Origin of the sequence: Candidatus Villigracilis proximus, assembly GCF_016717045.1 — a bacterium.
In the GTDB taxonomy this organism is placed as follows: domain Bacteria; phylum Chloroflexota; class Anaerolineae; order Anaerolineales; family Villigracilaceae; genus Villigracilis; species Villigracilis proximus.
This window is the reverse complement of record NZ_JADJUO010000031.1, coordinates 1-10,104: the sequence shown is the minus strand read 5'-3', so window position 1 is coordinate 10,104 and position 10,104 is coordinate 1. Positions and strand designations below refer to the sequence as shown.

The following is a 10,104-nucleotide window of genomic DNA, read 5'->3' as shown; positions in this document are numbered from 1 at the left end:
GTGAAAACTCAGTCCTCAGCGTGGACGGCCAGCCGCCAACGCCGTTGATGGAAGACGATCAGGTAAAAGTTACCGCTGCAGATGTTACTGCGCAATTTGTCCGCTTTGAAGACCCGGTTATTTTTATCGTAACCTTACTGCACACATGAACGAAAATTCTTTAGGATTTCCACGATGACAGATACCATCTCCACTTTAACTTATTGTTATGTCCACCCAGATCGTGAAACCAGTCTGCGCTGCAAACGCTGCGAAAAACCAATTTGCGCTTCCTGCGCACAGCGCACACCCACCGGCTATATGTGCAGGGACTGTGTCCGCTCGCATCAAAATCTTTTGATACTTCTGAATGGTACGATTACATCTTCGGGTTTCTTACCGCCGGTTTCCTTTCTGCGATTGCGGCTTTTCTGGTTACATTGATCGGCGGCATCGGATTCATTGGCTGGCTTCTCATTCTTTCGGCCGCGCCCATCGCGGGTACCACAATTGCCGAAGCAGTGCGCGTTGTCACCCGACGTCATCGTTCACGCTCGTTGTTTATTACGGTCGCGGTGGGCATGGTGCTTGGCGCTCTGCCTGTGCTGATCGTTCAATTATTAAGCATGAATATTTTTGGGATCGTCTTTCAAGGAATTTATCTGTTCATCGCCGTACCGCTTGTCTACACTCGACTTTCTGGGATTCAATTATTTAAATAGCCTATGCTTACTGAACTCCACATCCAAAACTTTGCAATCATAGACAAACTTGACCTGCGCTTTGACTTGGTCTCATCATCCTTACGGGTGAAACTGGCGCGGGCAAATCCATCATCCTTGACGCGGTCGTCATGCTTCTCGGCGGCAAAGCGGATACCACCTTCGTGCGCTCTGATTCAGACGCCGCATTTGTCGAAGCGGTGTTCCAGCTCACAGGTCCGGAAAAAGATGCGGTGCATTTCATCCTCAACCGCGAAGAGCTGATGGATGATCCCAATTATGTAACGCTCATGCGCGAAGTCCGCAAAGAGGGACGCAGTGTGGCGCGCATTAATGGCCGCACGGTGAATGTTGGATTGTTGAAGGAACTGGGCGCACTGCTGATCGACATCCACGGGCAGGCGGAACATCTCTCTCTGCTCGATCCACGCGCACACCTCGGCCTGCTCGATCGCTACGCGGAAGTGGCCCGGCCTCCAGCGACTACCGCCAGACCTATCACTCGCTGCTAAATCTGCGCCGTGAGTTGAATGATTTGCGCAAGTCGCAATCTGATGCAGACCGCCGTATTGAAATGCTGACCTACCAAGCCGAAGAGATCGAATCGGCGAGATTGAAAGGGGCGAAGATGAAGAATTGCGCAAAGAGCGTGACCGCTTAGCAATGCCGAAGCTTGCACAAAATGCACAGGAAGCGCTGGCTGTGTTGGATGAAGGTCTGCCTGAAACCCCGCCGCGACCGACCTGAGTCGGACAGGCCGCACAGGCGCTGGCGACCCTCGCAAAAATTGATGCGGGTCAGGCTGAGTTGGCGAATCAAGCCGAGTTATTGTTGGATACGATCTCCGATGTGATCCATGGTCTGCGTGATTATCTTGACGAGATCGAGTTCAATCCCAAGCGGCTTGAAGATGTGGAAGAACGCCTGGATGTGATCCATTCGCTGACGCGCAAATATGGCGGCAGTATTCCCGCAGTGATCGCCTATGGTGAAGATACTCGCAAGCAGCTTGAAACCATTACGGGCGCGGTGGATCGGATTAATGAATTGGAAATGCAGGAAGCGAAATTACTGGAAAAAGTTGCCAAACAAGGCGGCGTGCTTTCTGAGAAGCGCAAGTCTGCTGCCATTAGCATGGGCAAAGGCATTGAAACTGAACTTGGTGATCTGAAGATGGCTTCTGCCCAATTTGGTGTGGACTTTCAAACTAAGCCAGATGTCAACGGTGCGCCTCTGGCCGATGGCAGGCGCATCGCCTTTGATCAAAATGGTTTTGATCGCGTTGAGTTTTTGATTGCGCCCAACCCCGGTGAAGGACTTAAACCGCTGGCAAAGATCGCATCTGGCGGTGAAACTTCCCGTTTGATGCTTGGCTTAAAGAACGTACTAGCCAGCGCTGACGAAGTCCCGTCCCTGATCTTTGATGAGATCGATCAAGGCATCGGTGGACGCGTGGGTATGGTAGTGGGGCATAAACTTTGGAATCTTTCGCGCACACATCAGGTCTTTTGTGTGACGCATCTTCCCAATTGGCGGTCTTTGGCGACCAGCATTATCAGGTGCAAAACTGATCGATAATGGACGCACGCTAACCCGCGTTGAATCTTTGGATGGCGACGCACGTTTGCTTGAACTTTCTCAGATGCTCGGCGAGGTTGGTGAAGGGACAATACGTTCTGCGCACGAGTTATTGCAAATTGCGCGGCAGATGACCAAAGAAAAGAATAGAAATCATATAAAAACTCCTGTTCGTTGAACAGGAGTTTTTTATATGATTAAGTAATTGTCATTAAAATGTTGACAGCAAGGGTGAGGGGGGCACCCTTGCTGTCAACGAGATTAATATTACACCAACGATTCATTTCGCGCAAGTGTTTTTCATTAGAAATTGATTAATATTTTTATAGATTAGTGCCCCGAGTAGGAATCGGACCTACATCTAAGCCTTAGGAGTGCCTTGTTCTGTCCATTGAACTATCGAGGCGAGCAGCAGGATTATACACAAAAGGTGGAATATATCCATGCGCCTTGTAAATTTATTTCAAAGCCTTCACAGCATTTCGCCCCGCTGCGCCGCTGACCCGCCCCCGCCGTGGACTCCGCTTCCGCAGAGATAGAGATTATCGATTGGCGTTTTGTGATTGGACCAACCTGGTAAGGGACGCATGAATAGGAATTGGTCGAGCATGAGTTGACCGTGGTTGAGGTCGCCTTCGGTGAGACCGTAAGTTTGTTCGAAGTCAAGAGGCGTGATGATGTGATGCGTGATGCGTGAAGCGTGAAGTGCAGGGAAGTATGCTTCCAATGTCTTGATTGCAAGTTCTGCAACCTTTCCACTTTCCACTTTCCACTCACTATTTCTCAAAGCATATGGAGCGGATTGGAAATGGATGCTGACCACGTTGCCCGCAGTCGTCACTTCCAAATATGGCTTTTCGGAAATTTCGCCATACTTCGCGGCGTCGTAGGCTTTTTCTAAATACTTGATTGAAGGAGCAACAACCAGAGTCCCTTCGGGGATGCCATGATTGCCATTCGTCTGCAAGTGGATCTTCGCCACCGAGCCGCGCATTTTTATGGACTGGGTGTGCCAGACGAATTCGGGTGGCAAATCCTGTGCGCCAACGAGTTTGAGCAAAGTGTGCTTCGGGTCTGCGGAGGAGAGAATTTGATTCGCAAGAATCTCTTCGCCGTTTGCGAGGATAACGCCCTTCGCGATTTGGCTTTCCACTTTGATACTTTTTACTTCTGCCTCGGTTTTAATTTCCCCGCCGAAGGATTTCACCGCATTCGCAAGCGCTTGTGTGATTTCACCAGCTTTGCCAACGTTGACGTTCGCCAGCCCGCCGCGATTCATCCAGTTGTGGATGAGGGTGTAGCCTGTGCCTGCGCCCATCGGTCCCAGGGTGAAGCCGTGGATGCCGACGGATGCAATCGCTGCTTTGACTATGTCAGATTCAAAATATTCATCGAGCAATTCCTGCGCGGTCATCGGCAGGGCGCGGATGAAGTTGAGCATGTCCTTGCGACCTGCGAGTTTCAGTTCGAGTCCCAACTCCAGTAAGCCATAGCCTTCGCGGATGTTGAAGTTTAGCGGCAGGCGCGGCATGATGGTGGCGTAAGCGGTGTCGAGAATGCTTGCGGCTTTATCCATGAAGCGGACAAATTCGGGGAAGCGCGCCGCGTCTTTTTCTGAGATACGTTTGATGGACTCGGCGTCGAGGGAGAGGTGGTTGCCGTCTGCCTGGAGGGAGATGAATGGTTTTCGGACGGTATCAACTGTCAGCCCGTGAGAGGCGAGTTTCAGGTCTTTGATAATGTCGGGGCGCAGAGTCCCGCCTGCATAAATTGAATCCGCTTTGAAATCATCGCCGAAAGATTCTGTAACAACCGAACCGCCGACGATGGCGCGGCGTTCAAGCACCAAAACTTTTTTGCCTTGCTTGGAAGATATGCGGCAGCGACCAAACCGTTGTGCCCTGCACCGATGATAATGTTGTCGTATATTTTTGTCGCAGTTAAACCTTTAACCACTGAGGCACGGAGACACAGAGTTTTTAATTCTCCGTGCTTCGGTGTCTCCGTGGTTAGAAATTTCCGTCCTTCAAAATTTCTTTTGCCGCCAACATGCCTGCCGCGCCCATGACGCCGCCGCCGGGGTGGGCGCCGCTTGCGCCGAAGTAGTAGCCTTTGAGTGGGGTGCGGAAGTCTGCCCATTGCGGGGTGAGACGCAGGAAGAAGATTTGCAGCAGCAGTTCGCCGTGGAAGATGTTGCCGCCCGTGATGCCTGCGATGGCTTCGATGTCTTTCGGTGAGATGACCTGCATACCGACGATGGCTTTGCAAATGTTCGGCGCGTATTGTTCGATGGTCGAGATGACCGCTTCGCCGAGTTCATTGCGCTTCTCGTCGTTCCAGCCGCCTTCGAGGTCGTACGGCGCGTATTGCACGAAGCAAGACATCACGTGTTGTCCGGGAGGCGCCATGTCTGGGTCAATCATGGATGGGAAAATCATATCGAGATACGGGCGCTTCGAAATCTGCCCGTACTTCGCGTCATCGTAGGCGCGCTCGATGTAATCAATGCTCGGGCTGATGGACACCGCGCCGCGATGCAGCGCCGAGTCGTGACCTTTGCCTTTGAAGGGCAGCGCGGTGAAGTTGGGCAATTCGCTCAACGCAATGTTGACTTTGCCTGACGAGCCGCGTGTGCGGAAGTTCTGCAGCGCGGTGACGAATTCATCGGGGAAATGTTTCTGTTCGACGAATTGCAGGAAGGTGCGTTTCGGGTCTGCGGCGGACATGACGACTTTGGATGTGAGTTCATCGCCGTTCTCGAGAGCGACGCCAACAGCGCGTCCATTCTTAACGATGACCTGCTTCACGCTTGCGTTGAGTCTGACTTCCACTCCGAGCGCTTTCGCTGCGCTAAGGATGGAGCCGCTGACTCCGCCAGAGCCGTTCTTGGCAAAACCCCACGCGCGGAATGCGCCGTCAATTTCGCCCATGTAGTGATGAAGCAAAACGTACGCGGTGCCAGGTGAGCGCGGACCAAGGTAGGTGCCGATGATTCCGCTGGCGGCTTTGGTGCCTTTCAATGGGTCAAACTCGAACCACTCTTCAAGCAAATCCGCTGAGGATTGGGTGGCGAGTTTGGCGATTGCGTACAATTCTTTTTCAGAAAGATTCGCAGCGAATTGTCCAACTTTGAGCAAGCCCATCAAGTCCTTCACGCTGAGCGAGGATGGGTCAGGCGGAATGAGATTGATGATGGGCTTGATGGCTTTTGCCGCACGAGCCATAACGCGGGCATATTCATCATAGGCTTCCGCGTCTTTGGGCGAGTGACGATAGATCTCGCGGCGGGTCAGGTCGTGGTCATCCCATGCGCCGAGATAATCTCCGTTTTCCATCGGTGTGACGGTGGACGGAAGTGGAAGGATCTTGAGTCCGTGCTTGGGAAGTTCCAAGTCGCGGATGATCTCGGGGCGTAACAAACTCACCACGTACGAAAATTCGGTGAACTTGTAGCCGGGAAGATTTCCTCGGTCACAGCCGCGCCGCCTGCGATATGTCTGCGCTCAAGCACGACCACTTTCTTGCCAGCGCGAGCGAGGTATGCGCCAGCCACAAGTCCGTTGTGACCGCCGCCGATGATGATTGCGTCGTATTGATTTGATGTCATAAATAATTCCTTTTAATTCACCAGAGACACTTGCACCGTACGCCAGTGCAGGTGTAAACGGAGATGAACAGAGATTTTTTGTGCACGGATTGGACGGATTTCACGGTTTAACACGGATTCTTTTTTGTTTAAAATCCGTTCTTTTCCGTGTAATCAGTGAAATCCGTGTCCGAATTTTTCATCTTTGTTTATCACCGTTCATCATGGTTCATTTCTTCTTCCACTCAGGCTCATAGAACGGCAGCTTGACCACTTTGGCAGGCGCGTGCTGACGGTGATGTTCGACTGTGATTTCCATTCGTACATCGGTGCCGACTTCAAAGTAGGGTTTCTGTAAATGCGCGAGGGCGATGTATTTTTTTAACACGGGCGACCATGTGGATGTGGATGCGTATCCAACCTGCACATTGCCAACCATCACAGGCAGACTTCCACGCACAGCCATGCCAGGGATTTGTGGCGGCAAGCCAACGCCTGCGAATAACTTTTCCATTCCAACCCAATCCACTTCCAAGCCGACCATCTTCCATGTAGAGCCTTCGCGCTTTTCTTTTTCCAGCGCTCTGCGACCGACGAAGTAGCCAGGCTTATCGAGCGCTACTGTCCAGTCGAGACCTAATTCGTAGGGAGAGGATTTCTGCGGTTCGATCCACGCGTGAGATGCGGAGGTGTAATCCACATCGAGCATGAAGAGACCTGCTTCCACACGTGCCATGTCCATTGCCAAAATGCCAACGGGGGCAATGCCGTAATCGCCGCCGACTTCCATCAATTTATCCCAGATTGGGAGCGCGTCTTTTGCGTCCATCCAAATTTCGTAGCCGAGGTCACCGGTATAGCCAGTGCGTGAAATGGTGACTTCGACTCCGTTGATCTTATTTTTCATCATGCGGAAATACTTCAACTCGTCCACGGTTTTTTCGGCAACGATGTTTAAGACTTTGCGCGTGTTGGGGCCTTGAAAACTAAGCGCCGCCACATCGTCTGTGACTTCGGTAATTTCCACTTCCATGCCGACCGCATTCATCATCAGCCAGCGCAGATTCGGTTCCGCGGCAGTCAGGCGAAAGGTCGTTTCGTCGAAGCGTGTGACGGTGCCATCGTCGATCATCTTGCCTTCTTCGTCGCACCAGCCGGTGTAGAAGACTTGTCCCACGCTCATCTTGTGGATGTTGCGGGTGGTGACGCGATGCAGAAGCGCCGCCGCGTCTTTTCCTTTAATCACATACTTGATCAGCGGCGAGACATCGATCAACGCTGCCGCATTGCGGATCGCCCAATACTCGCGGTCGAGCGTATGCTCGTACGAGCCTGCGGCGAAATATCCCGCCCACTTGCGCCAATTTCGAGGCTGGCACAACGCGGACGTTCGTTCATGGAATGGGGTGGTTTTGAGATTGAGCATTATTGATTTACCTTTCGACTGTTGAATTCCATTTCCATGAGTATTCTTAAAATGTGCGCCAATGCTTTAAACGAAAAATAAATATAGGCAATTTCCAAAGAAGTACCCAACATCACAATAAATATATTTTGATCGGAGTTTATCGCTGCTAACAGGATATAAACAATAGCAGTTGCAATCACCAGCTTGTTTGCGTTCTTCCTAAAGTTGATAACTTCCGGGGTCATAAAGCTCTGGTTGGTTGTTGTTATCTCTTAATTTTATCTCCCAGTCTTCAAAACCATCATTATCTTGAACCAATTCTTCATGCACAAGAATTGGTTTATCTTGTTGAGGAATTTCTCTTATCCTCTCCCTTAGAATTTCTCTCAAAACTTCAAATGCTGTATCTGACCATTCAACACGGTCGTTTGTTTTCCAAATCTCAAGTAATTCATATATGTCTTTTAGATTTAGGTTGTTCCGAATTTGCTCGCGTAGTTCCTCACTCACGCTGTACCTCCTTCAATCTTTTTCTCTCTATAGTTAATGTCCGTTTCAACAATCATATCAAGCCCAAGTGAGATACCTTTTAGCGCCAAATAATAAAAAGCGCCTTGTAGAAACTCTTTTGTCATTTGAAGTAACACATCCAGAATGTAAAGTGGGGATCGGGAAAATAAACCGATTAAATCTGTCTGATACATATTGTGAGCCATTGTCGTATATTGAGATATCTGTCCAAAGGCAAGAAGAACGTATATAAAAAGAACAATGGAAGCTAATCCATTTGCCCACATTGAGATACGCCAAAGAGTTGCATGTTTCTTTCCAAACAAATCATTCTTTTCATCCATAATTTTTCCTCCTTCAAGATTTATTAGAATATTCTGCCAACGCTGCCGCATTGCGAATCGCCCAATACTCGCGGTCGAGCGTGTGCTCATACGAGCCTGCGGCGAAATATCCCGCCCACTTGCGCCAATTCTGCGGCTGGCACAACGCGGACGTTCTTGCATGGAATGGTGTGGTTTTGAGATTGAGCATTTATTTAACCTTTCAAAAGTAAAGACATGGTTCAGCTAGAAATTGTGAAGAAGCTGAAAATGTATTGATAGAAACCAGACATGATAACAGGCTGCCCGAACATGTATACATCAACGGAAGGGATCAGGAGATTAACGATTAGCGCGATATTGATTATTTTTTTCCAATTATGTTCCGAGTATTCCAGAACTTTCCATGAAATTAATATTGCCATAAAAGTCCACCCGAATAACCGGCTGGTGTCAACGCCCATAAATATCATTAAGATTCCAGACAAGAGTATGGCGACGATCTGAGCTGCTTCTTTTGTTTTTCTTTTTGAAAGCAGATATATAACTGCGCCGACCACCATAATCCATAATGCTTTGAATGAAAAAGCAATGCCCATCAAGGCTCTTGCGGGGTCATCCAGTATCCACATTAAATTTGATTTTTCGCCAAGGTTTCTGGTTGCCAGCACCCCGGCGATGCCATCGTTGAGAGCAAATAGCATAAAGATATAGATGCGCTGATCACAAAAAACTGTATAAATCCTTTGGTTAAAACAAGGTTAATGCAAGAGAGAACCAAATAATCAAACTCGCTTCATGTGATGCGAGCGATAGTACGAACAGGGACAGTTTTGATCTTGTGTCCCGGGCGAATATAAAAGCGAGAAGAATAAAGATGCTGATAAGAACATCGGGGTATCCTGGAGTTCGTATTTGGAAATATATAAAACTTGTTGTTCCAAGTGAGATAAGCTGCCAGAAAGAGACTCGAATTTGATTGGACTCGAACCATAGCCGAAGGACAAAGATCAATGCCAGGGTGCAGATAAACGAAAATATTAGAAAGAACAATGGCCCGCGCATAAAAAGAATATGGGCGATCGCGGGCATTAAAAAGCGGCGGTGATAACTTACCGTCGACAGCTTCGTGAACATAATAAGGCTTGTGTTTGCATATTCCTCCGCCAAACCACTGATCTGGCCGGGCGGGAAAATAAGGCATAAAACAAATAATAATAAAAGCGCCTGTGCTGCATGTGCGTATGTGATTCGAGATTCGCGAACCATGCCGGATTGACGGATACTTTGAAATATTGGAACTGACAGAATAAACAAGCTGAATAAAAGGGTGATTCCCCGGATCGGCGTAACGATTGCCGCCAGGATTGCTGGATCATTTTTTAAAAGATCCGGGTTGATAAAAATCTGTAATCCTGTACCGGTAAAAAGGGAAAGGAGAGATTCGATGCCAGTTTGTGATAAGAGCAACAGCCCAACCACACCTGCCCACCAAAGAATATCACCGAATATTTTTTGTGTTCTGATTTTTATGTCCATTTGATCCATCTCAATGGATCTGAGAGGTGTAAAAATAAGGGAGATGCATTTATGCTTATCCCTTCAATGAATATTCTTGCTGGCGCGAAGAAGACGATCGCGGTTAATTCCTCTTCTATCGCGTGGAAACGATGTTCCACGTTCTTGCCACATATACAATTGAACCTGACTGTACAGCACGGTTTTCATCTGCCACTTGGATTTGCGCCTTGCCACTGACGATGTAGTAGACCTCATCTTCTGTGTGCGGGCTTTGCGGATCGATCCCGCCCGCGGGGAGGATGTACACTCCCATGCTCAGGTCGGGGACCTTGAGAAATTCAAGATAAAAGTTTTTTTGAGTCGGCATGCTGCGAAATGAGTTGGTTCAATTCGTAGGATTTCATGGTTTGTCTCCAGAGTTGCAGGATTGTATATTATATATAATTTTTAGGCAATGGACATTTATCACCTTTATTG

General features: G+C 49.0%; 13 protein-coding genes and 1 tRNA gene. 3 read left to right on the top strand and 11 right to left on the bottom strand.

The window, feature by feature from the left end:
- Positions 1-263: 263 nt before the first annotated feature.
- The 3 genes from IPL71_RS23245 (at position 264) to IPL71_RS23235 (ending at position 2,279) form a co-directional block, all read left to right on the top strand.
- On the top strand, positions 264-701 hold the full coding sequence (locus IPL71_RS23245; RefSeq protein ID WP_345325779.1) for a hypothetical protein: 438 nt from the start codon (positions 264-266) through the stop codon (positions 699-701).
- A gap of 74 nt (positions 702-775) precedes the next feature.
- Entirely contained in the window at positions 776-1,213 is a 438-nt protein-coding gene (locus IPL71_RS23240; protein ID WP_345325780.1) for an AAA family ATPase, read from the top strand.
- 295 nt (positions 1,214-1,508) lie between these two features.
- Positions 1,509-2,279, top strand: a complete 771-nt coding sequence (locus IPL71_RS23235; RefSeq protein ID WP_345325777.1) for a DNA repair protein RecN — start codon at positions 1,509-1,511, stop codon at positions 2,277-2,279.
- 334 nt (positions 2,280-2,613) lie between these two features.
- Here the strand turns inward: IPL71_RS23235 and IPL71_RS23230 are convergent.
- From IPL71_RS23230 to IPL71_RS23180, 11 genes are all read right to left on the bottom strand, one after another.
- Positions 2,614-2,685: transfer RNA gene (locus tag IPL71_RS23230), tRNA-Arg, on the bottom strand.
- A gap of 66 nt (positions 2,686-2,751) precedes the next feature.
- Positions 2,752-4,125 carry a phytoene desaturase family protein gene (locus IPL71_RS23225; RefSeq protein ID WP_345325775.1) on the bottom strand — a complete coding sequence of 458 codons (1,374 nt, stop codon included), beginning with the start codon at positions 4,123-4,125 and terminating at the stop codon, positions 2,752-2,754.
- 163 nt (positions 4,126-4,288) lie between these two features.
- The gene (locus IPL71_RS23220) at positions 4,289-5,704 is read right to left on the bottom strand and encodes a phytoene desaturase family protein (protein ID WP_345325773.1); all 1,416 of its coding nucleotides are present in this window, start codon (positions 5,702-5,704) and stop codon (positions 4,289-4,291) included.
- Positions 5,701-5,886, bottom strand: a complete 186-nt coding sequence (locus IPL71_RS23215) for an FAD-dependent oxidoreductase (protein ID WP_345325771.1) — start codon at positions 5,884-5,886, stop codon at positions 5,701-5,703. Before IPL71_RS23215 ends, IPL71_RS23220 begins: the two co-directional genes overlap by 4 nt.
- Positions 5,887-6,094: 208 nt before the next feature.
- Complete coding sequence (locus IPL71_RS23210; RefSeq protein WP_345325769.1) at positions 6,095-7,291, bottom strand: aminomethyl transferase family protein; 1,197 nt, start codon at positions 7,289-7,291, stop codon at positions 6,095-6,097.
- A 201-nt stretch (positions 7,292-7,492) separates the two neighbouring features.
- Positions 7,493-7,783: a hypothetical protein gene (locus IPL71_RS23205; RefSeq protein ID WP_345325767.1), complete on the bottom strand. Its 291-nt coding sequence runs from the start codon at positions 7,781-7,783 to the stop codon at positions 7,493-7,495.
- Positions 7,780-8,127, bottom strand: a complete 348-nt coding sequence (locus IPL71_RS23200; RefSeq protein WP_345325765.1) for a hypothetical protein — start codon at positions 8,125-8,127, stop codon at positions 7,780-7,782. The genes IPL71_RS23205 and IPL71_RS23200 overlap by 4 nt, the downstream gene beginning before the upstream one ends.
- A 13-nt stretch (positions 8,128-8,140) precedes the next feature.
- Positions 8,141-8,317: a hypothetical protein gene (locus IPL71_RS23195; protein WP_345325763.1), complete on the bottom strand. Its 177-nt coding sequence runs from the start codon at positions 8,315-8,317 to the stop codon at positions 8,141-8,143.
- Positions 8,318-8,348: 31 nt separating this feature from the next.
- Positions 8,349-8,810: a hypothetical protein gene (locus IPL71_RS23190; protein ID WP_345325761.1), complete on the bottom strand. Its 462-nt coding sequence runs from the start codon at positions 8,808-8,810 to the stop codon at positions 8,349-8,351.
- A 46-nt stretch (positions 8,811-8,856) separates the two neighbouring features.
- Entirely contained in the window at positions 8,857-9,645 is a 789-nt protein-coding gene (locus IPL71_RS23185; protein ID WP_345325759.1) for a hypothetical protein, read from the bottom strand.
- Between the two features lie 115 nt (positions 9,646-9,760).
- Positions 9,761-9,994: a cupin domain-containing protein gene (locus tag IPL71_RS23180; protein ID WP_345325757.1), complete on the bottom strand. Its 234-nt coding sequence runs from the start codon at positions 9,992-9,994 to the stop codon at positions 9,761-9,763.
- Positions 9,995-10,104 lie beyond the last annotated feature (110 nt).

Bases quoted from the DNA above. Each gene is read 5' to 3' on its own strand.
- IPL71_RS23215 (WP_345325771.1), bottom strand. From the start codon at position 5,886: ATGACATCAAATCAATACGACGCAATCATCATCGGCGGCGGTCACAAC.
- IPL71_RS23190 (WP_345325761.1), bottom strand. From the start codon at position 8,810: ATGCTATTTGCTCTCAACGATGGCATCGCCGGGGTGCTGGCAACCAGA.
- IPL71_RS23180 (WP_345325757.1), bottom strand. From the start codon at position 9,994: ATGCCGACTCAAAAAAACTTTTATCTTGAATTTCTCAAGGTCCCCGAC.
- IPL71_RS23210 (WP_345325769.1), bottom strand. From the start codon at position 7,291: ATGCTCAATCTCAAAACCACCCCATTCCATGAACGAACGTCCGCGTTG.
- IPL71_RS23185 (WP_345325759.1), bottom strand. From the start codon at position 9,645: ATGGACATAAAAATCAGAACACAAAAAATATTCGGTGATATTCTTTGG.
- IPL71_RS23200 (WP_345325765.1), bottom strand. From the start codon at position 8,127: ATGGATGAAAAGAATGATTTGTTTGGAAAGAAACATGCAACTCTTTGG.
- IPL71_RS23195 (WP_345325763.1), bottom strand. From the start codon at position 8,317: ATGCTCAATCTCAAAACCACACCATTCCATGCAAGAACGTCCGCGTTG.